Here is a 21,139-nt window from a genome sequence, read left to right as displayed (position 1 = left end):
TTGTCGGCACCGCGCCGGATTTTTTCTGAAATTTTCAGTTGGGTGGACCCCATGACCAGCATTTTGACCAATGCGGCGGCGATGGCCGCGCTGCAGACATTGCGCATGATCGACAAGAACCTCGAGACAACGCAGGCGCGCGTCTCATCCGGCTACCGCGTCGAAACCGCGGCCGATAACGCCGCCTACTGGTCCATTTCAACGACGATGCGGTCAGACAATACGGCCCTCTCCGCCGTGCAGGACGCCTTGGGTCTTGGCGCCGCCAAGGTCGATACCGCCTATGACGCGCTGGAGAGCACGATCGAGGTCGTCAAGAAGATCAAGGCCAAGCTGGTCGCTGCCTACGGTGTGGGCGCTGACCGCAGCAAAATCCAGGACGAAATCAAGCAGTTGCAGGAACAGCTGAAGAGTACGTCCGAGTCGGCCTCCTTCTCCGGTGAAAACTGGCTGCAGGCCAGCATCAGCAATGGCGGCACGCCGCCGGTGGAAGAATCGATTACGAAAAAAGTCGTCGCCTCCTTCACCCGCACGGGCGCAGGCAATGTCGGTGTCACCACGGTTGATTATGTGCTCGACGGCAGCACCGTGCTGTTCGATCTCAGCGGCGGAAAGCTTGGCATTCTCGACAAGAACGCGGTTTTCGTCAGCAAGACGGAGAGCGAAGTTACCCAGACTTCGACCACCGCGGGCAAGGCGACGAATGCCAGCTATGTCGTCGAGAAGCTCAGCGACGCACAGATCGGCGCGCTCAACGCCGGGGCGGCCGATACCAACACCGATCCGAATGTCTACAGCGCCGGGGGCGTCAATTATCTTCGTCTCGCCGAGAACGCCTGGGTGAAGGTGACGGCGACTAATCCGTCTGCCGGTGCCACCACCGTTTCTCCCGCCTATCGTGATACCAGCGCCACCGACTGGTTTTATGACCTCGCGGGCGCGCCGACGGCCGCCAGCCGCTCACTCGCCTTTTCTGTATCCACGCTCGATCTCGGCAAGCTTGATGTGGTCGCCGCGGCGATGGGTGGTTTTGCCGGCGGCGGTACGACCTATACCGATGCCGACGCGATCGACATGATGATGTCTTTTGTTGATGGACAGCTCGAGGCGATGACGAGTACGGCCTCCAGCCTCGGTTCGTTGCAGAGCCGCATCAGCATGCAGGACAATTTTGTGTCCAGCCTGATGGATGTGATCGACAAGGGCATCGGCCGTCTTGTCGATGCTGACATGAACGAGGAATCGACGAGGCTGAAAGCGCTGCAGACGCAGCAGCAGCTCGGCATCCAGGCGCTCTCCATCGCCAATGCCAACGCGGAAAATATCCTCCAGCTCTTCAAGTAACGGCTTCGGCCGGCGTGGGTTCGCCGGGATGATCGGCACAGGCTTGCCGTTCAAGCCCGCCTTCATCCTCGCACAAGTTTGAACACCTAACGTCGGTCGATATGAGCGGATCGCATGGCGCGATCTGCCGGAAGCGTGGACGAGACGGGCAGGGTAGCAAGGATGACGGTAATGCCGCCAAACGGCTTAGAGCATTTCCAGGCGACGGAGATCGCGGTTTTCCCTCCGGGAAGGCCGCGAGGCTTTAGCGATTCGCGTTACCAGGAAACCAGCTCTGCTCGCATTTCCCTTTTTGTCAGGGGGCAGGCATGAGCGCGTCCATTGCACGGTTTTTGAAAGATTTCGGCGAAACAAAACCGCAGCTGCCGGCACCTGCCTTCGGCGACGTGTTCACCGACACAGACCTGATGTCGGGCTTCGCCGATAGTTCTTCCGGTTTTGCCGATCTTGGCCCCGTCGACGTCGAGAGCGAGAAACAGGCAGCGTATGAGCGCGGCCGCGCCGACGCGACGCGCGAGCTCACCGAAAAGATGCAGGCCGAGCGCGAGGAGCTGCTTGCCGCGCATGCGGCAGAGTTGGAAGACCTGCGCACTCTCTATCTCGAAGAGACGGCTATTTTTCTGTCTCGCGGCCTGCGTGAGGGCATCGATGCGATCGCCGCCAATCTCAGCGACCAGGCCGCCGCCATTCTCGCCCCGCTTTTGACGGAAAAACTCTCGCTGAAGGCGGTTTCCGCGCTTGCAGATGTCGTGCGCGCCGCCATGCCCGATGGCAAGGCCGTCACACTCGTCGTGAAGGGTCCTAAAACTCTGTACGACCAGTTGAAGACCCAGCCGGGCTTTGAAGAAGAAACGATGAAATTTACCGAAACGACCGATATCGATCTTTCCGTCGAGTTGGATGAAAGCGTGTTCGTGACGCGCATGTCCGCCTGGGCGTCCAGTCTTCGCAAGGTGATGAAATGAGTGAAGGCGAAAATCACCACCACGGCAAGAACGAGATCATCATCGTCAAGCGCCACAAGGGCGGGCACGACGGCGCCCATGGGGGTGCCTGGAAGATCGCCTATGCCGACTTCATGACGGCGATGATGGCGTTCTTCCTCGTCATGTGGCTGGTTAACGCCGCCAACGAGGAAACCAAGGCCTCAGTCGCGAGCTACTTCAACCCTATCAAGCTTTCCGACGAAAAACCCTCGTCCAAGGGGCTCGAAAAGCCTGTCGATAAGGAAGAGGGCGTCGAGAAAAAGGACAAGTCGAATATCAAGGCGGAGAATGTCACCAAGGGCTCTGCCGCCGCGACTGGCGAAGACCTGACGTCACAGACGGGCGAGCAGTCGAATTTTTCCGAGGCTGACTTTTTTCAGAACCCCTATTCCGTGCTGGCGGAAATCGCCCAGCAGGTGGGCCAGCAGGCCAATGTCAGCGCCAAGGGCGAGGGCGGCGCTGCCGATTCCGGCCCGGCGACGGGCGCAAGCGGCGGCGAAGCCTATCGTGATCCTTTCGACCCGGATTTCTGGACCCAGCAGGTGAAGATCACCCGCTCCGACCAGAAGCAGGTTCCGGTGGAAACCACCCAGGCTGCAGAGGCAAAACAGCAGGATGTGGCGGCCAGGAACGATGAAAAGAGCGTTGAGACGGTCGCGCTGGCGCAGGCCGATACCGCTGTCGACAAGGCGGCGAGCGACAAGCCTGCGACTGGCAAGACGGATGACAGCAAGCCGGCCGAGATCGCGGCCGTGGTGCCCCAGCAACGACCGGACGCCACCGAGCAGGCAGCCCTTGCCAGACCCGCTCCGGACGACCCGAGCAAGGCCAGCGATGCCGAATGGGACAAGGCCGACAAGCTGCGCGAAGAAATCGAGAAGCAGATATCGGGCATCACCGGCAAGCTTTCCGAAGGTCTGGTGGTGACGCCGTCCGAAGGTGGATTGCTGCTGACGATCTCCGACCAGACGGAAACACCGATGTTCAATATCGGGTCGGCCGTTCCCCGACGGGAAATGGTTCTCGCCATGGAGAAAATCGGCAAGCTGCTGCAGGAGCGCGGTGGCAGCGTCGTGATCCGGGGCCATACCGATGGGCGGCAGTTCAAGGGCGAGGCCAACGACAATTGGCGCCTTTCGATGGATCGCGCGCACAGCGCCTATTACATGCTGGTGCGCGGCGGGCTTTCGGAAGAGCGGGTGAAGCAGGTCTCAGGTTTCGCGGACCGCAGATTGCAGGTGCCGGCAGACCCGCTGGCGGATGCAAACCGCCGCATCGAAATTCTGCTTGAGGCTGATCGGGGGTGAGTGTGACGAAAACCTCGAAACGCTGGCTTCTTCTTGCGGCGACGCTTTGCGGTCTCGGTTCCGAGCCGAGCAAGGCGTTTTCGCAGTCGCAGGACAATCTCATGCCCTATGCCATGCTGCGCTCCCTGCAATTCGTGCAGGACTCGGTGGCGATGGGTGACCATTCTGCATCCGAAATGCAGCGGTTCCTGCTGCAGACCATCGATGAGCGGCTGAGAAGCGCCCCCTCGGCCATCTTCAAGGATCCACGCAATGTGGATGCGGCGCTGATCTATGCGATGAGCGGTGGCAATCCGGCCACGCTGGAATTGCTGGTCGCGCGTGACGTGGACGGCAATTTCGACAGCCGCGTGGCCGACATTCTGCGTAAATATCTGTCCGGCAAGGGAACACTTGTCGCGCAGAGCATCGCGGCCATGGTGCCTGAATATCGCGGCAAGCGGATCGGTGCTTATCTGGCCCTGATCGGCGGCAACGTCACGATCCCGCGCGATCCGCTGGCTGCACTCGGCTTTTATGACATCGCCCGGCTGGAAGCGCCGGGCACGATCGTTGAAGAAGCGGCATTGCGCCGTTCGCTCGCCATTGCGGTGGAAGACGGCGATGCTGCGCGTGGCGTCAATTATGCCCAGCGTTATGCCCGACGTTTCCTGCATTCGCCTTATGCCAGCCAGTTTGCAGATCTTCTGGTCTCGCTTGTCGTCAAGCGCGCCGATGCCATTGGCGAGGAGGTGATCCAGGATACCTTCGCCATGATGGATACCGAAAGACAGAAGGAAGCTTACCTGCGCCTTTCCCGTCTCGCGGCAATCAGCGGCAAGGATTCGCTGGCACGGATGGCGGCCCTCAAAGCCAAGGCGCTGTCCCCCACGCAGCCGGGTGAGCCGGAAGTGCAGGCAAATCTCTATGAAAGCCTGTCGAATATCGGAACACCCGACGTTGTGAGCGCGATAGAGACAATAGGACAAATTCCGGACGAGCAGCTTTCGGATCGGGACAGGGCATTGCGGGAGGCCGCAAGGGCCATTGCAGAACAGGTGGTACGCCCGCCTTCGCCGCACTCCGGGACAGGCGGAGACAGCGCCACCGTTAAAGACACAGGGCGCAATGCGCCCGAAAACAAGGCGACCGCTGCCGAGACCAAAAGCATATGGCGGGTCGAAACCCAGAAGGTTGACGATCACAGCGAGAATGTCCGGCAGCTCGTGACGAGCGGACGCAGCAAGCTCGATGAAATCGACAGCCTGTTGAAGAAAGGCGAGGGGGCACCATGATCGACGCAGCCATCAACGCGGTAGTGAATGCGCCACCACCATCCGATCCGCGCGCGGGCAACGTCCGGGATGACGCCAATGGCGGCAGCTTTGGCGATGCTCTTTCCAACGTCCGTGACGACCGCCAGCCACAGGCACTGCATTCGCGCCACCAGCAGGATGAAAACCCGGCTGAAGAGCCGCAGGCACAGCCAGAAGGGGAGGCGGAGAAGGTGGATGTTCCGGTGAAACGGCCCTCGACGTTCCTGAATGCGCTCGTCAACGATCATGTTGGCGAAGGGCGTGCCAATGAGACATTGGCCGAGATCCAAAGCGCCGTGAAGACGCTGGGGAAACCCGAGAACACTAAACCCGGTAAGAAAATCCGCGACGATGAGCACAAGGACGCCGAGAAAACGGCCGATGCGATCGATCCGAAGCTGGCTGCCCTGCACCTGGTCGCGGCCAATGCGGCTGATGTGGCGACAGCCAAGACGCCGCTTGAGGAAATCGCCCAGGCGATTGCCGGAAAGGCCGATACGGTCAAGGCCGACAAGGCCGAACCCGTGCGCAGCAAGGTGGAACATTCGGTCAAGGACATGCCGAGCCGGATTGATCCGACCGCTAAAGATGCAGGATCGGCATCGGAAAACGAAGGCAATGCCTCGGCGTTCCGTTTCTCATCACCACGTTCCGGCGCGCCCCGCGCGCTTGATATGGGCACGGTGCAGCGTGAAGGCCGCGTCGAATTCGATGCGCGGGAAAGCGGCGGCAAGGCCACCGATACGATAACGGTCCTCGATTCACGGCGTTTCATTGGCCTTGCGCCCTCAACAAATGCCTCGGCCCTGACCGGCCTGATCGCCAATGATCCCGAATGGGTGAGCGCGATGCATCCGGGTTCGTCGCTCTCCAACGCCGCGGCCCAGAGCAGCACCGGCCAGGTGGTTCATACCCTGAAGCTGCATATGACGCCGATCGAGCTAGGATCGGTGACGATGTCCTTGCGCCTTGCCGGCGACGAGCTTGCCGTACACATGACGGTGGAGAGTGTCGCAGCCTATAAAAAGCTCCAGGACGACAGCAAGAGCATCCTCGAGGGCCTCAAGGCGCAGGGTTTGACCGTCGATACCATCACAATCAGCATCGCTTCTTCTGACAAGAGTGACCAAACGGGCACACAGGGCAACAATCAGCAAAATCAGCAGGCGCAGCAACAGGGCCAGCAAGCAGCGGCCGGGCGCAACCGTGACGAGTCCGGCGCACGCGACGGTCGGCAGGACAATGGCAATAATTTGGGGGTGCATAATGAAGGCATGGATGGCGCTCTTGGCTCTGCCCGCTCTTCTGCTGACAATGGCGTCTACCTCTGAGAAGGCATCGGCTTCGGCAACCTCAGGCGTGTGTGAAAGAGAGATCCAGTCGGCGGCACGCAAATATGGCGTGCCGGAGGGAATTCTCTATTCGGTGGGGCTGACAGAGACCGGCCGCAAGGGCCGGCTTGACCCTAATGCGATGAATATCGAAGGAAAACCGGTATTTGCCGCCTCGACCGAGGAAGCTTTGATGACTTTTGAGGCGGCAAAACGCAGCGGCGCCAAGCTCATCGACCTCGGCTGCATGCAGATAAATCACTATTTCCACGGCGAAAATTTCACTTCCGCGCGGGAAATGTTCGATCCGCGCCGCAATGTCGAATATGCCGCCATGTTCCTGCGCAACCTCCATAACAGGCATGAAACCTGGACGATGGCCGTCGCGCGCTATCACGCGGGCCCGAACAACGACCCGGCACAGAAGAAATATGTCTGCCGTGTCATCGCCAATCTCGTGGCGACCGGTTACGGAAAATGGACCCCGAACGCGAAAAATTTCTGCGACGGATAACAACCTGAAATTGCTTCTTTGAAGTCAAAGACTCGCAAACGGAAATGTGGCGAGAGAGAGCCCGAAAAAAGGCGGATCAAGCGTTTTTTCGCATTTTCGAAAATTTTTGCACAAAAATTTTGTACCATATATGGTTAACAACCACTATATGTAGATCAAATCGGCACATAATAGTTAATCAATTATTAATAACTATCGATGATTTCCTACAGTTGTGACGGAATCCGCCGATTCGTACCAATGCCTCATTGGAAAACACCACACTGATTCGGAGGCGGACGAATGATCGTAGTGGTTGATGAGCGCGAGCTCGTTAAAGACGGCTATACATCTCTATTTGGGCGTGAGGGCATTCCCTCGACCGGGTTTGATCCGGTCGAATTCGGGGAATGGGTCACGACGGCGGCGGAAAGCGATTTGGCAGCTGTGGAAGCCTTCCTAATCGGCCAGGGCGACCGGAGCTTCTCATTGCCGAAGGCGATCAGGGATCGCACGACGGCACCGGTGATTGCGGTGAGCGACCAGCCATCGCTGGAGGCGACGCTCGCATTATTCGACAGCGGCGTCGACGATGTCGTGCGCAAGCCTGTCCACCCCCGTGAAATCCTCGCACGTGCGGCGGCTATCCGCCGCCGGCTGCAGGTTATCTCGAATTTCACCGACGCCGGACCGATCCGGGTCTTCTCCGATGGACGTGACCCGGAAGTCGGCGGCGAAGTTTTTCCCCTGCCGCGCCGCGAGCGCCGCATCCTTGAATATTTGATCGCCAATCGCGGACGCCGCGTTTCCAAGGCGCAGATTTTCAATGCCATCTACGGCATCTTCGATGACGACGTCGAAGAAAACGTCGTGGAAAGCCACATCAGCAAGCTTCGCAAGAAGCTGCGCAAGAAACTCGGCTACGATCCGGTCGATTCCAAGCGCTTCCTCGGCTACAGCATTGATTGGCAATGATTTTCATTGACCCGCGTGGTCCTTTTTCAAACGCGGTATTTCAGACAGCTTCACGCAAGCCAAACGCTTTACCTTCTCCTTGAAAGATGACCACGAGGGTTTTTGAATGAGTATTTTCGGCACTATGCGAACCGGCGTGTCCGGCATGAATGCACAGGCGAACAAGCTGGGCACCGTGGGCGACAACATCGCCAACGCAAGCACCACCGGCTACAAGCGCGCATCGACGTCGTTCTCCTCGCTCGTTCTGCCCTCCTCGTCGGGCAGCTACGCTTCCGGCGGTGTGCAGTCCAACGTTCGCTACAGCATTTCGGAGCAAGGCAACCTCTCCTACACCACGTCGAGCACGGACCTTGCCATTCAGGGCAACGGCTTCTTCGTGGTCCAGGATGGATCGGGCACGCCTTATCTGACGCGCGCCGGCTCCTTCCAGAAGAACTCGGAAGGCTACCTGGAAAACGCTGCGGGCTTCCAGCTGATGGGTTACCCCTACGGTTCCAACCCCCCTGCTGCCGTCGTCAACGGTTTCACGGGTCTTGAAGCCATCAACGTCAACAATTTCGGCCTGACGGCATCGCCCTCCACGCAGGGCAGCTTCCCGGCCAATCTTAATCGCGATGACAAGGCCGCAACGGCACCGCTTCCAAGCGGCAACACTGCGACTGCGGCATTCGGCAACAAGACGTCGTTGACGGCATTCGACAGCGGCGGCGCAAAGGTGCTTTACGATTTCTACTATACCAAGACAGGCGACAACACCTGGGAAGTAGCGGTTTATCGTCAGGATCAGTCGACGAATGGCGGCTTCCCCTATACGGCAACGCCTGCCGCTAACCTTGTCCAGACAAAGGTGGATCTGGAATTCGATCCTGTCACCAATAAGCTGACCACCGCGTCTCCGAAATCGATCGTCATCAACGATCAGGTGAGCGGTGTGCCGCAGGCGATCAATATCGACCTGTCGCAGATGACGCAGTTTTCGGCGAAGTTCACCCCCGGCACGGCTGTTCTGAACGGCAACGGTCCGAGTCAGATCAAGGACGTCGAAATCGGTAAGGACGGTGTCGTGACGGCGGTCTATCAGGATGGCGGTCGCCGCAACATCTACCAGCTGGCGCTGGCAACCGTGCCGAGCGTCGACAATCTGAGCCCGCAGAACGGCAACGTCTATCTGCCGAGCAACGAGTCGGGTGTCGTCACCATCGGTTTTGCCCAGACGGGTAGCTTCGGCTACATCCAGAAGGGCGCGCTCGAAGGCTCGAACGTCGATATCGCCAGCGAACTCACCGACATGATTGAATCCCAGCGCATCTACACAGCGAATTCGAAGGTCTTCCAGACCGGATCGGATTTGATGGACGTCCTGATCAATCTGAAGAGATAGTAATTCCTACGGGGACAGATGAATGTCGCTCACGTCAGCAATGAATACTGCGCAGTCGATTTTCAATAACACAGGTAAGCAGACCGACGTTACTTCGAAAAACATTGCCAATGTCGGTAATGCGAACTACGTCAAGCGTACCGCCATTCTCGGCACGACCATGGCTGGAGCGAGTATCGTCTCCAACGGTCGTGCCCAGAATGAAAGTCTTCTCAGGCAGACGATTTCCAGTTCCTCTCTCGCTACCGGGCAGAGCGCCGTGCTGAGCGGCCTGGAGGAGATGAAGAGCATTTTCGGCGGCAACAATTACGAGAGTTCGCCAGCCAACTACATGAAGGAATTGCTCAAAAGCCTCGACGGTTATGCCGCGAAGCCGAGTGATGCCGCTTTGGCCGCAACGGCCGTCACCTCCGCGACGGATGTCGCCAGCTCCCTGAACAAGGCCTCAAGCGAATTGCAGGCGATGCGTCTGCGCGCCGATAAGGAAATGGCCCTTCAGGTCGACAAGCTGAACGGTTTGCTCGCAAAATTCGAGGAAGCCAATAACGAGGTCAAGGCACAGACCGCGATCGGCGGCGACCCAAGCGACGCTCTCGACCAGCGCGAGACGCTCCTCAAGGACATTTCCTCGATCATCGGCATCAATGTCGTGAACCGGCCCAACAATGATGTGGCGCTTTACACGACCGATGGGGCGACGCTGTTCGAAATCGTGCCGCGCAAGGTGACGTTCAACGTCCAGCCGGGCTACGACGCGACGACCACCGGCAATGCCATTTACGTCGATGGCGTTGCGCTCAAAGCCGCCACCGGTGCCAACACCACGGCCGCCGGCTCGCTTCAGGGCCTGATGCAGGTCCGTGACGATCTGGCGCCGACCATGCAGAGCCAGCTTGACGAAATCGCCCGCGGTCTCATCACCATGTTCGCCGAAAAGCCTGCGGATGCGACGAGCGGCCTGCCGAACATGCCCGGCCTCTTCACCTATGGCTCGCCTCTGGCGACGACCATTCCGGCAGACGGAATTGTCTCTCCCGGGCTCGCAGCCAGCATTACCGTCAACCCGGCGTTAATTATCTCCAAAGGTGGAAATCCGGAATTGTTGCGTGACGGCGGCATCAACGGTACCGATTATGTGATCAATACAGCAACGTCGGGTGGAACCGGTTTCTCCACGCTGATCCGCAGCTATGTCACTGCTTTCGACGCGCCCATGAATTTTGCCGCGTCGACACGTATCGATACGAATACCAGCATCCTGAAATACGGCACCAACTCGATGGGGTGGCTGGAGCAGGAGCGTTCCGGCGCAACTTCGGCAAACGAAGCAAAAAGCGCGCTTTACGAGCGCTCCGCCACCTCCTACTCGAACAATACGGCGGTCAGCCTGGATGAGGAGCTCTCGCTGCTCATGGACATCGAGCAATCCTACAAGGCCGCCACGAAACTCGTGACCACAGTCGACGAAATGCTCAAGTCGCTGATGGACATGGTGAGGTAAACGATGAAAACGTCATTCATTTCATCGCTGGCAATGCAGAACAGCATGCGCAGCACCATCCTTAAGGCTCAGGTTGAGATGACCGGTCTCAACACCGAGCTGACGACGGGCAAGCATGCCGATCTCGGCCTGACGCTGGGCGCAAATACGGCCCGCAGCCTCGATCTCAACCGTGATGTCGACCGCATTTCCTCGCTGGTCAGCGTCAACTCGATTGCGACGCAGCGCCTCAAATCCTCGCAGACCGCGCTGGATGGCATGGCGAAAGCTGCGCAGGAGATCCAGAAGGTTCTCGTCCCCAATACGAGCAGTGAAGCGCCGACGCTGACGACGGTTGCCCAGACGATCTCGAATGCCTTCAACAACTTCACCAGCTTCGCCAATACGGCTGTCAACGGTGAATATCTGTTTTCCGGCATCAATACGGATGTGAAGCCGGTTGACGACTATTTTGCACCCGGATCTCCGCTGAAGGCAGCCTATGAAACGGAACTGAATGCCTATATGGCGGCGCAGACGCCACCGGTCGGCGATTTCGCCAGCCTGTCGAAAACGCAGGTCGAAGGCTTCATGACGCATATCGAAGGCGTCTTCAAAGGCACGACGACGGTCACAAACCCGCCGCACACCAGCCTGACGGCCGGCCAGAACTATGATTTCTGGACGACATTCGGCTCGAAGGCGAGCGACACCAACATGACGAGTCGTATCAGCCAGAACGAGATCGTCGAAACATCCACCAACAGCAATTCGCAGGGCATGCGCTATTTCGCACTGACCGCAATGACGTCGATGACTTTCCTCGATCCGAAAGTCGACAGCGGTATCCGCGAAATGGTCGCGATGAAGTCGGTAACGAATATCGGCTCGGCCATCAACGGGCTGAACCAGCAGCAGAGCCAGCTCGGCCTTTCCGAAAGCCGTGTCTCGAAAGCCAATGAATCGCTGGAGGCGCAGAAGAAGATCATCGAAACGCATCTCTTGGATATCGAGGGGATCGATACCTACGAGGCGAAGACCCGTCTCGATCTGCTGCAGCAGCAAATTGAAATCGCATACAGCCTCACGTCGCGTCTGCAAAAAATGAGTCTGGTGAACTACCTCTGATGAACAGGGGTGGCGGCAGATAAAGGATACATGAATGTACCAGTTTTCCTACGCCGAAATCATGGAGGATGGTGTCGCCAACGCAAAAGATCGCGAGCGGCAGGCGTTGACCAAATCGATCGAACTTCTGGTGGAGGCGAGGGACTCCTCCTCCCAGCGACCGACGATCGAAGCACTTTTTTACACTCGACGGGTCTGGATCCGCTTCATTGAGGATCTTAAGCAGCCGGACAATCAGCTTGCAATCGAACTCAGAGCCAATCTGATCTCCATCGCGATCTGGATTTTGAAAGAGTGCGAACTGATCCGGAAACGTCAGTCGACGAATTTCCAGGGCATAATTGACGTGACAACCATCATCAGGGATGGACTGAAATGAAAAGTACACTTCGGATTTCGCTGAAATCGGGCGAAAAGATCTTCATCAACGGCGCAGTTCTGCGCGTCGATCGCAAGGTCGCGCTTGAATTCCTGAACGATGTCACGTTTCTGCTCGAAAACCACGTGCTTCAGCCCGAGCAGGCGACCACGCCGCTTCGGCAGCTTTATTTCATCGCGCAGATGATCCTCATCAACCCGGAAGGGCGCGACCAATCCACCAATATGTTCCGCAAGTCGGTCAGCATGCTGCTGAACTGCTTCCAGCATGACGAGGTTCTGGCGGAACTGAAGCGGATCGACGGGCTTGTGGCATCCGGCAAGGCTTTCGAAGCGCTCAAAGCCATTCGCGGTCTCTACCCGATCGAGGAGAAAATCCTCAACAATCAGGAAATGACCCCGGCAACCATCGAACAGATTCGCAAGGAGATCGCACCATGGCGGTAGATGCAGTCAATGCGGCAGCGGCAAACCCCTGGGCGAATGCCGGTGCCAGCAGCAGCGACAAGAATGCGGCCTCGCTGAACTATGACAGCTTCCTGAAGCTCCTCATCGCACAGATGAAGAACCAGGACCCGACCAGCCCGATGGATGCGGGCCAGCAGATGTCGCAGCTCGCAAGCTTCTCGCAGGTCGAGCAGACGATCAAGACCAACACGCATCTGAAGAGCATGCTGCAGGCGGAAGCCCTGACGCGCGCCTCCGACCTGGTTGGCAAGACCGTTAAGAGCGCTGACGACAATGTTACCGGCGTGGTCAAGGAAGTGCAGGTCTATTCCGATGGTATCGTCGCGGTCACCGAAGCCGGTGATAAAGTGCTGGTACAGGCTGGCGTGGTCTTCTCCAACGGCCCGATCACGACTAAATCTACAGGGACAACCACCGATTCGAACAATTCGGCCGGTTCCTGATATCGAGGCGGCATGATGCCGCTTCCATGAAACAAGGATGCGACGATGAACGAGGCCGATGCGCTTGATATCATGCAGGCGGCAGTCTGGACGGTTCTCGTCGCGGCCGGTCCGGCGGTTCTCGCCGCCATGATCGTTGGCGTCGTTATTGCCTTTATTCAGGCCCTGACCCAGGTTCAGGAAATGACGCTGACCTTCGTTCCCAAGATCGTCACGATCATGCTTGTGCTTGGCGTCGCGGCCCCGTTCGTGGGTGCGCAAATATCGCTGTTCTCCAATCTCGTCTTTTCGCGCATCCAGTCCGGCTTCTGATGCCCGGCCGCCGTGGCTGCCACCTTCGCGCAAGCTTCAGCGGCTAGGGATAGGCCTGAAGCACCGGGCCGAACGGCGTTCGCTTTTCGAAAACCGGTGCCGCGGAACCGTGCGGCGGCTTTTCCGTCGCCCTTCTCATGAAGAGACAGGACGAATTCATGGCGCAACCACCAGTCATATCCCTGCCCAAGGTTAGTCCGAGCACGCGCGACATCGGATTCGCGCTGGGCATTGTGGCGATCCTCTGCGTCCTCTTCCTTCCCATTCCGGTCATGCTGGTGGACATCGGCCTCGCCTTCTCCATCGCGCTCTCGGTTCTGATCCTGATGGTCGCGCTCTGGATTCAACGGCCGCTGGATTTCTCGTCCTTTCCGACCGTGTTGCTGATCGCGACGATGATCCGTCTGTCGCTGAATATTGCGACGACGCGCGTCATCCTGTCCCACGGCAATGAGGGCCCAACGGCGGCCGGTGGCGTGATTGCGGGCTTCTCGAGCCTCGTCATGTCCGGCGATTTCGTGATCGGTCTGATCGTCTTCCTGATCCTGATCACCGTCAACTTCATCGTCATCACCAAGGGTGCGACGCGTATCGCGGAAGTCGGCGCGCGCTTCACCCTCGACGCCATCCCCGGCAAGCAGATGTCGATCGACGCTGACCTGTCGGCCGGCATCATCGACGAAAAGGAAGCCCAGCGCCGCCGTCGTGAACTGGAAGAGGAAAGCTCCTTCTTCGGCTCGATGGACGGTGCCTCCAAATTCGTGCGTGGCGATGCCATCGCCGGTCTTATCATCACCGCCATTAACGTCTTCGGCGGTATCATCATCGGTTATTTCCGCCACGGCATGCCGATTGGCGAAGCGGCTGACGTTTTCGTCAAGCTCTCGGTCGGTGACGGTATCGTCTCGCAAATTCCGGCCCTGATCGTCTCGCTGGCAGCCGGCCTCCTTGTCTCCCGCGGTGGTACGGCTGGATCGACCGACCAGGCCGTCGTCAACCAGCTGAGCGGTTATCCGCGCGCCCTGATGGTCTCGGCCATGCTGATGGGACTGCTGGCCATCATTCCGGGCCTGCCGTTCCTGCCCTTCATCTTCCTCGGCGGCATCATGGCTTTCGGCAGCTGGTATATTCCGCGCCAGGCGGAAGCCGAAAGTGCGCTTCGCCGGCAGGAAGAGGAGAACAAGGTTCTCCAGAACACCGAGGCGGAAAAAGATTCCGTCAAACAGGTGCTCAAGACCGCCGAGATCGAACTGGCGCTCGGCAAGCAGGTGTCGACGCGCCTCCTCGGGGCCCATCAGGAACTGGCATTCCGCGTCGGCAAGATGCGCAAGAAATTTGCGAGCCAGTATGGCTTCGTCGTGCCGGAGATCAAGGTTTCCGACGACATCATGATCCAGGAAAAAGCCTACCAGATCCGTGTCCACGGCACGACCATCGCTTCCAGCAACCTGCGTGTCGGCGATGTTCTCGTGGTCACGGGGGCAGGGCGCAAGCCAAGCATTCCAGGTGACGAAATTCGCGAACCCGCCTTCGGCATGCCGGCCGTCTCGATCCTCGAAACCTTCACCGAAGATCTGAAGCGCGAAGGCTTCCATCCGATCGACAACGTCTCCGTGGTGCTGACGCATCTGAGCGAAGTCATCCGCAACAATCTGCCGCAGCTTCTGTCCTACAAGGACGTCAAAATCCTCATCGACAGGCTGGATCCCGAATACAAGAAGCTGGCCGACGAAATCTGCTCGTCGCACATGTCGTATTCCGGCCTGCAGGCGGTGCTGAAACTGCTGCTTGCCGAGCGGGTGTCGATCCGCAACCTGCACCTCATCCTCGAAGCCGTTGCCGAACTTGCGCCGCATGTGCGCAAGACGGAGCAGATCGTCGAACATGTGCGGGTGCGCATGTCGCAGCAGCTCTGTGGCGACCTCGCCGACAACGGCGTGCTGCGGGTGCTGCGACTCGGCAACAAGTGGGACATGGTCTTCCATCAGGCGCTGAAGCGCGATCAGAAGGGTGAAATCGTCGAGTTCGACATCGATCCCCGCCATCTCGAGGAGTTTTCCGAAGAAGCGTCGAAAGTTATCCGTGAATTCATGGACCGCGGCCTGCCCTTTGTCCTTGTAACCTCGCCGGAAACGCGGTCCTATGTGCGCATGATTATCGAGCGACTCTTTGCGACCCTGCCGGTCCTCTCCCATGTGGAACTGGCCAAGGGTCTGGAGATCAAGATTCTGGGCGCCATTTCATGATAACCGACCCGCAGGGAACAATCATTGCATTGTTCCTTGCCATCTGCCGTATCGGCGCATGCTTCATGACCATGCCGGGTTTTTCAAGCTCGCGCATTTCGCCGCAGATACGCATGCTGCTCTGCGTGGCCGTGTCCATGGCGCTGTTGCCGGTGCTGTGGGACACGATTTACCCAAAAATCTCCGGTGCGAGCCAAGGCACCGTCGTCGGGCTTATAGCGACGGAAATCCTCATTGGTGCGATGTACGGCCTGATCGCGCGCTTCTACACCCTCGGTTTCCAGTTCACGGGGGCGCTCATCGGCGCCTCGATCGGTCTCAGCGCACCCGGCGGTTCCGATCCCATTGAAGATGCGCAGGAAAACCAGATCGCCAACTTCATCACCTTCGGCGGCCTGCTCATTCTCTTCATGATGGACTTCCATCACATCGTCCTTAAGGCGCTGGTGGATTCGTACAATGTAACCCCTGTCGGCGCGCTCATCAGCGGCCAGAAAATGCTGATCACGCTGACCGACACGCTGAGGGCTTCATTTTCCATCATGCTGCGGCTTGCGAGCCCGTTTGTGATCTACGGTTTGATGTTCAACGTTGCCGTCGGCCTCATCAACAAGCTCGCGCCGCAAATCCCCGTCTTTTTCATATCGACGCCCTTCATTCTCGCGGGCGGCATGTTCATGCTCTACCTTTCGGTCGCAGCTCTCATCCGGCAATTCGTGGATGGGTTCGGTCCCGTCTTCATCGGTTTCTGATCGGGGGAAACGCCATGGCTTCTGACAAACGCTCGGACAAGCTCAAACGTCTGGTGACGGTCCAGCGCCACATGGAAAAAATGGCCGAGGTCGAACTGGCCGACACCACGCGGGCACGCACCGAAGTGGCGCAATCCATGGAAAGCACGCTGGAAGCGATGAATTCCCTGGAGCCGGTGCACCAGACGTTTTCCCGGCATTATCAGGGTCGCTACGGCCGTCTCGTCGTGCAGGACCGGCAGCTTGAAGGCGTCCAGCATTTTCAGGAAAACAAGGTTCTGAAGGAAAAGACCAAGGCCGACAGGCTCGAGGACAGAATGCACGTCGCCCGCGATCTCGAAGACCGCGAAGCAGACGATAATGCGATCTACGATTTGTTAGAAATTACGAATGTTGCCCGTTCAACACCAGCCTCCAGCAAGGTTGGCGATTCATAGTCTCCCCGTTGTTGCATCGCGGCGTTCTTGAACACACTGCCCGCGATGTTTCTTGATTGAGTGAACGCGCCGTTTTGCGTCGGCACGTTCATCGGCTCGGGAGTTCGGGACGTGGCGATATCGGTTATAAGCGATCTGGTGATGGATGTGGTTCGCGCGGCGGACCCTCTGGAAGTACAGGTCGCCCAAGAAAAATTGAAGGCGAACAAGGCGGCGTTTGCCGCGACCAGCCTCGCCGATTCGGGCAAGGGCTTTGGTGCCGCCGTCGATATGCTGGATGGCGCCTCCTCGAAGGCTGGTCTCGGCAATTCCAATATTCGTTCCGCGCGCACCGAAGTCCCCGAAACATATCGCAAATATGAGGCCTCGGTTCTCCAGACCTTCGTCGCCAACATGCTGCCGAAAGACAGCGAAGAGGTTTACGGCAAGGGTAACGCCGGCGAAATCTGGAAGAGCATGATGGCCGAACAGTTTGCCGACACGATTTCCAGAAATGGCGGTGTCGGCATTGCGGAGCAGGCATACAAGGATGCGCTTCGGAAGGCTGAAAGCAAAGGCATCACCGACGTATCGATGAATGAAAAAGACCATAATGCTGCAATTCGGATGGTGGCGGAGTTCGAGCGGCAGGTCCTCGGCGTTTCAAATGACAAAACGGACGAGGCTTGAGAATGAAAACCCCAAACGAGGAGACAAGCATGGACCTTATGTCGAACGACCACCGTATCCAATCCGTTCTCGGCCGCCTTGAGATGATCATCGACAACGAGAATGAAAATATCGGTAAGGACCCCAGGTTCGATTTTAAGGTCTCCAATGCTCATAAAAGCCGTTGCCTCTATGAGCTGACGATGCTGGTTCGCGACACGCCGCACGAGGAAATCGCTGCCGGCTACATGGAGCAGGTGAAGGGTATCAAGTCCAAGCTTGCGACCAATGCGAGCCGCGTCGAAGCACATCTCAACGCGGTCCGCGCGGTCGCGGATCTGCTCAAGAACGCGATCCAGGAAGCCGACACGGACGGCACCTACTCGCAGGAACAGTTCATGTACGGTGCCGCCTCCTGATGTTGAAGCTTCTTCTCACCGGCGTCTGGGTTTGCGCCGTCACGCTCGGCGCGGTGTATTTCTCCGTCCAGTTGGCGTCGGCGCCCGCGCCGGATGAGGCGGAGGCGAAAAAGGCCAATCTGCAGTTGGTGAAAGGCGAAAGCATCACCATTCCCGTCATCAATGATGGCGGGGTGAACGGCTATTTCCTGAGCCGGATTTCGCTGCGCGTCGACAAGGCCAAGATGGCCAAGATCGAGCTGCCGGCAACGCAGCTGATGACCGACGAGCTTTTCACGCTGCTGGCCGGTTCTTCCATGGTCAATATCGCCAACATCTCGACGTTCGACCCCGAAGCCTTCAAGCAGCGCATCCGTGAGGGGTTAAACAAGAAGCTTGATGACGAGGTGGTCGAAGACGTGCTGATCGAGCAGCTCGACTATCTGTCGAAAGCCGACATCCGCGAGCAGAACGGCAACGGCACGCCACGCTCGGTCAAGCTCGTCGAAGGCGAAAAGGTAGAAGCCGCAAAAGAAGCCGCTCCGAGCCATTGAGGGCGATGGCGCGATGGCCTTCCGCCTTTCGATGCGGCAAAAAAGGCATTCGTCCGGTTAACGGTCTCTTGCGGCAGCCCACGATATTCGAGCGATTGCTTTCAGGCAAAATTCAAGCCGAGCCTCTATAACGAACCCATTAGCCACCGACCCGCAGGCCATCCGGCCGCGTCGGCGGCGATGGGTTTGAAATTGGGGGTAGCAATGAGTTTCGCGTCGGATTTCGCGCAACCGGTATCGCAGCGGACTGTTCACGGCTTGCGGGTCTGTGACCTCGACTGGAATGGCGCTCTGGAGCTGGTCAGCAGCAGGGCGTCGGCCGCAAATGGCCATACGATGCTCTCCTTTCTGACAATCGAGAAGGCGAAGTTTTCGCTGAAAAACAGTGCCTATCGGCAGGTTCTGGAAAGCTGCATGCTTCTGCCGCAAGGCAAGGCAACAAGGGCTGCTGCGCGTCGCGACGAGGGTGAGCCTCTGTCCGCCCCCATCGACGGCGTCGCCTTCACCATGGCGTTGTTGACCTACATGGCGGTGCCGAAGCGCATCGGTGTTGCAGGCGACGATGGGGCGCAGGTCGGTGAGGTTCTCGCGAGGTTGCGCGCCCACGCGCCCTGGCACGATTTCGTCATGCTGAACCGGGATGCGACGGGTGTTAAGGTGGATGTGTTGCTGGCGGGAATGCTGAAGGAAGAACAGGAAACATGGCTGCACCGCACCGTCAGCCACGAGGATGCGCGGCTGACGATCGCCGTTGGCCCGCTGTTCAAGGTCCTGATCTCTGAGGTCGCCGGCATGCCGGAGATTTTCCGCAAGCTCCACATGAGCTGGCTTTACAGCCTCTGCGCCGAGCCCTGGCACATCGCGCTTGGTAAGGGCTGAATGCTGAAGGGCCGCCCGCGTTAACCATTTGTTTGCCAAGATCCTTTAACCTCTCGTAAGGTTTTGACAGTCGCCCGTTGCGGGCGGCGCCGAGGGTGGCAGACGAGTTCAGATGGTTGATGACAATCCGGACATGATGGCGATTCGCCCTGACGAGGATGCTGTCGCCGCGCCGTCTTCTGAGTGGCGCAGACATTGTCGCCGGCTCCTGACGGCCGGTTGTGTGGCAGCAGCAACAATGGCTGGCGCTGCCCTTCCACTTTTCCTCGTCGATTCCGGTTTTCGCGGTTATGTCTCGCAGGCTCGCATCGAGGTAACGCAGACCGCCTATGATGCTCCCGACGCCTCACGTTTTCTGGCAATGGCACGCCGCACCCTGCTTTCGCCCTCCGGGCTTGAGCGCGTCACCGCCGATCTGAAGCTGACGCCAGCCGATATGGTCGGCGTTCGCAATCAGGGCGAGCTCGGCCTGCTTTTCGACCTTTTGACCGGCGGTCAGGGCCGGGTGGTGTCTCCGCGGGAGGCATTGAACGGCGCCGTGGGCGAGGCCATCCGCCTGGAGCTCACCCCGGATGAAAACACGCTCGTCGTGACCGCCAAGGCCGCCACGCCTGAGACCGCCATGCGGCTGACGGATTATCTCTCCATGCGCGTGATGGCGGATGGCAAAGCCGGCACCATGACGCCCGCCATGCGGATAATGGAAAACGCACGTAAAAAACTGGATGAGGCGGAAGCTGCCGTCAACGGTTTTCAGATGCGCCATGGCGATGCGGTGCTGACGGAAGTGCAGCAACTCGAGCAGCAGTTGCGTGACGTGAATGAGGAGCTGGCGCGGTCCGGTCGCGAGCAGCAGCTGGTTAAGGCCGATCTCACGGCCGCTGCCGCTCTGAAGCCGAATGATGTGTTTTCCAAACCCTTGCCCGCCGGTGCGGCTTTTTCTGCACTTGAGGATATCAGGCAAAAGCACGCGAGCGCCAGTATGGCGCTTGCCACCGTTTCTGTCGACTATGGTCCGAAACATCCCCGCCGCATCGCCGCCCAGAACGCGGTGGATGCCGTGCAGGCGCTTGCGGCTCCCGCATTGCGGCAAGTGCTCGACGGGCTGCGGGCGGACGAGAAGCGCATCAGCCAGGAGATCGCCACAGATATCGCCGGGCAGAAGACATATCTTGATCGTCTGAATGCGCTGGGTGTCGCGCCCGGTGAATTCTACAGGTTGCAGAATGAGCTGGAAGCGGCGCGCAATACCTATCTGGAAGCAAGCGAACGCCGGGACCTGACGGCTTCCGCAACGCCCGCCATCGAAACGCGCTTGACGACAAAAGCTGGTCCGGGAGAATTGTCCCGGGACCTCACGCAGGCTGCGATGCTCGCGGGGGGCGGGGCCTTGATCGGCCTGCTGGGCAGCCTTTATCTCCTCAGCTATCGACGCCATGACGAAGAAGACGATGTTCTTCCGACTGCCGAAACCGGTGAGCAGCCAGTTTCCTTCGTTGCCGCGCCGCAATTTTCCGATTTCGAGCCGATCGAGCCCGCCGTATTCGACGACCTGCAGCCTCTTCCCGCAGAAGCGGATGCGAACGCTGACGAGGAAAGTTTTGCCGATTATTACGGCGAGGCCGCAAACGACGCGGACGATATGCCGCTGGACGAACGCGTGCGTCAGGTACTGATGGGCAACCGAACCGTCAGAACGGCGGATCCCGCATCACCAGGGTTGCCGCCGCTTCTGGCAGAAGCCCTCGCCGGGGACTTCGATCATGCTCAGGCCGAAGCCGAGGAGCTGATGGAATTGCGACGGGAATTGGCGTTCCTGAAGGAGTGCCTTACCGATTACGCCGACCGCCGTGAAGGCTACCGCAAAACAGCCTGAAAACGCCGCATTTTAGCTTGCATTC

Annotated in this window: 22 protein-coding genes; all 22 read left to right on the top strand. The window is 58.7% G+C overall.

Translation table 11 applies throughout. The annotated features are described in order from the left end of the window. Nucleotides 1-51 precede the first annotated feature (51 nt). The 22 genes from AT6N2_RS07800 to AT6N2_RS07695 all read left to right on the top strand — a co-directional run bounded on the left by AT6N2_RS07800 (nucleotide 52) and on the right by AT6N2_RS07695 (nucleotide 21,114). The gene (locus AT6N2_RS07800) at nucleotides 52-1,344 is read left to right on the top strand and encodes a flagellin (RefSeq protein ID WP_209085378.1); all 1,293 of its coding nucleotides are present in this window, start codon (nucleotides 52-54) and stop codon (nucleotides 1,342-1,344) included. A 308-nt stretch (nucleotides 1,345-1,652) separates the two neighbouring features. Then, nucleotides 1,653-2,309 carry a hypothetical protein gene (locus tag AT6N2_RS07795; RefSeq protein WP_209085375.1) on the top strand — a complete coding sequence of 219 codons (657 nt, stop codon included), beginning with the start codon at nucleotides 1,653-1,655 and terminating at the stop codon, nucleotides 2,307-2,309. After that, nucleotides 2,306-3,637, top strand: coding sequence for a MotB family protein (locus AT6N2_RS07790; protein ID WP_209085372.1), 1,332 nt, complete (start codon nucleotides 2,306-2,308; stop codon nucleotides 3,635-3,637). The genes AT6N2_RS07795 and AT6N2_RS07790 overlap by 4 nt, the downstream gene beginning before the upstream one ends. Then, nucleotides 3,634-4,911 (top strand): chemotaxis protein MotC, encoded by a 1,278-nt coding sequence (motC, locus tag AT6N2_RS07785; protein WP_209085370.1) that lies wholly within the window; start codon nucleotides 3,634-3,636, stop codon nucleotides 4,909-4,911. The genes AT6N2_RS07790 and motC overlap by 4 nt, the downstream gene beginning before the upstream one ends. Continuing rightward, nucleotides 4,908-6,263 carry a flagellar hook-length control protein FliK gene (locus tag AT6N2_RS07780; protein ID WP_209085367.1) on the top strand — a complete coding sequence of 452 codons (1,356 nt, stop codon included), beginning with the start codon at nucleotides 4,908-4,910 and terminating at the stop codon, nucleotides 6,261-6,263. Before motC ends, AT6N2_RS07780 begins: the two co-directional genes overlap by 4 nt. Beyond that, nucleotides 6,211-6,777 carry a lytic transglycosylase domain-containing protein gene (locus tag AT6N2_RS07775; RefSeq protein ID WP_063949716.1) on the top strand — a complete coding sequence of 189 codons (567 nt, stop codon included), beginning with the start codon at nucleotides 6,211-6,213 and terminating at the stop codon, nucleotides 6,775-6,777. Before AT6N2_RS07780 ends, AT6N2_RS07775 begins: the two co-directional genes overlap by 53 nt. A gap of 282 nt (nucleotides 6,778-7,059) precedes the next feature. Then, nucleotides 7,060-7,731 carry a response regulator transcription factor gene (locus AT6N2_RS07770; protein ID WP_063949717.1) on the top strand — a complete coding sequence of 224 codons (672 nt, stop codon included), beginning with the start codon at nucleotides 7,060-7,062 and terminating at the stop codon, nucleotides 7,729-7,731. A 106-nt stretch (nucleotides 7,732-7,837) separates the two neighbouring features. Further along, nucleotides 7,838-9,115: a flagellar hook protein FlgE gene (locus tag AT6N2_RS07765; RefSeq protein WP_063949718.1), complete on the top strand. Its 1,278-nt coding sequence runs from the start codon at nucleotides 7,838-7,840 to the stop codon at nucleotides 9,113-9,115. A gap of 22 nt (nucleotides 9,116-9,137) precedes the next feature. After that, nucleotides 9,138-10,616, top strand: coding sequence for a flagellar hook-associated protein FlgK (gene flgK / locus AT6N2_RS07760; RefSeq protein ID WP_063949719.1), 1,479 nt, complete (start codon nucleotides 9,138-9,140; stop codon nucleotides 10,614-10,616). A 3-nt stretch (nucleotides 10,617-10,619) separates the two neighbouring features. Then, entirely contained in the window at nucleotides 10,620-11,723 is a 1,104-nt protein-coding gene (locus AT6N2_RS07755; RefSeq protein ID WP_063949720.1) for a flagellar hook-associated family protein, read from the top strand. 34 nt (nucleotides 11,724-11,757) lie between these two features. After that, nucleotides 11,758-12,102 carry a flagellar biosynthesis regulator FlaF gene (gene flaF, locus AT6N2_RS07750; RefSeq protein WP_063949721.1) on the top strand — a complete coding sequence of 115 codons (345 nt, stop codon included), beginning with the start codon at nucleotides 11,758-11,760 and terminating at the stop codon, nucleotides 12,100-12,102. Continuing rightward, nucleotides 12,099-12,548 carry a flagellar biosynthesis repressor FlbT gene (gene flbT / locus AT6N2_RS07745; RefSeq protein ID WP_063949722.1) on the top strand — a complete coding sequence of 150 codons (450 nt, stop codon included), beginning with the start codon at nucleotides 12,099-12,101 and terminating at the stop codon, nucleotides 12,546-12,548. Before flaF ends, flbT begins: the two co-directional genes overlap by 4 nt. Next, nucleotides 12,539-13,012: a flagellar hook assembly protein FlgD gene (gene flgD, locus AT6N2_RS07740; RefSeq protein ID WP_144575838.1), complete on the top strand. Its 474-nt coding sequence runs from the start codon at nucleotides 12,539-12,541 to the stop codon at nucleotides 13,010-13,012. The genes flbT and flgD overlap by 10 nt, the downstream gene beginning before the upstream one ends. 45 nt (nucleotides 13,013-13,057) lie before the next feature. After that, nucleotides 13,058-13,324, top strand: coding sequence for a flagellar biosynthesis protein FliQ (gene fliQ / locus AT6N2_RS07735; RefSeq protein ID WP_003503352.1), 267 nt, complete (start codon nucleotides 13,058-13,060; stop codon nucleotides 13,322-13,324). A 158-nt stretch (nucleotides 13,325-13,482) separates the two neighbouring features. After that, nucleotides 13,483-15,570: a flagellar biosynthesis protein FlhA gene (gene flhA, locus AT6N2_RS07730; protein WP_063949724.1), complete on the top strand. Its 2,088-nt coding sequence runs from the start codon at nucleotides 13,483-13,485 to the stop codon at nucleotides 15,568-15,570. After that, nucleotides 15,567-16,322, top strand: a complete 756-nt coding sequence (fliR, locus tag AT6N2_RS07725; RefSeq protein ID WP_063949725.1) for a flagellar biosynthetic protein FliR — start codon at nucleotides 15,567-15,569, stop codon at nucleotides 16,320-16,322. The genes flhA and fliR overlap by 4 nt, the downstream gene beginning before the upstream one ends. A gap of 14 nt (nucleotides 16,323-16,336) precedes the next feature. After that, nucleotides 16,337-16,759, top strand: coding sequence for a hypothetical protein (locus AT6N2_RS07720; RefSeq protein ID WP_063949726.1), 423 nt, complete (start codon nucleotides 16,337-16,339; stop codon nucleotides 16,757-16,759). Between the two features lie 111 nt (nucleotides 16,760-16,870). Beyond that, a complete protein-coding gene (locus AT6N2_RS07715) occupies nucleotides 16,871-17,428 on the top strand; it encodes a rod-binding protein (RefSeq protein WP_209085353.1) in 558 nt (185 codons plus the stop codon). Between the two features lie 29 nt (nucleotides 17,429-17,457). Then, the gene (locus AT6N2_RS07710) at nucleotides 17,458-17,826 is read left to right on the top strand and encodes a hypothetical protein (RefSeq protein ID WP_063949727.1); all 369 of its coding nucleotides are present in this window, start codon (nucleotides 17,458-17,460) and stop codon (nucleotides 17,824-17,826) included. Further along, entirely contained in the window at nucleotides 17,826-18,359 is a 534-nt protein-coding gene (locus AT6N2_RS07705; RefSeq protein WP_063949728.1) for a flagellar basal body-associated FliL family protein, read from the top strand. The genes AT6N2_RS07710 and AT6N2_RS07705 overlap by 1 nt, the downstream gene beginning before the upstream one ends. A 204-nt stretch (nucleotides 18,360-18,563) precedes the next feature. Next, nucleotides 18,564-19,238, top strand: a complete 675-nt coding sequence (locus tag AT6N2_RS07700; RefSeq protein WP_209085350.1) for a WecB/TagA/CpsF family glycosyltransferase — start codon at nucleotides 18,564-18,566, stop codon at nucleotides 19,236-19,238. Nucleotides 19,239-19,350: 112 nt separating this feature from the next. After that, complete coding sequence (locus AT6N2_RS07695) at nucleotides 19,351-21,114, top strand: GumC family protein (RefSeq protein WP_209085347.1); 1,764 nt, start codon at nucleotides 19,351-19,353, stop codon at nucleotides 21,112-21,114. The last annotated feature ends 25 nt before the right edge of the window (nucleotides 21,115-21,139 follow it).

The organism is Agrobacterium tumefaciens, from assembly GCF_017726655.1.
GTDB classification, from domain to species: domain Bacteria; phylum Pseudomonadota; class Alphaproteobacteria; order Rhizobiales; family Rhizobiaceae; genus Agrobacterium; species Agrobacterium tumefaciens_B.
The sequence above is the reverse complement of the archived record's forward strand: the minus strand, read 5'-3'. Positions and strand labels throughout refer to the sequence as shown.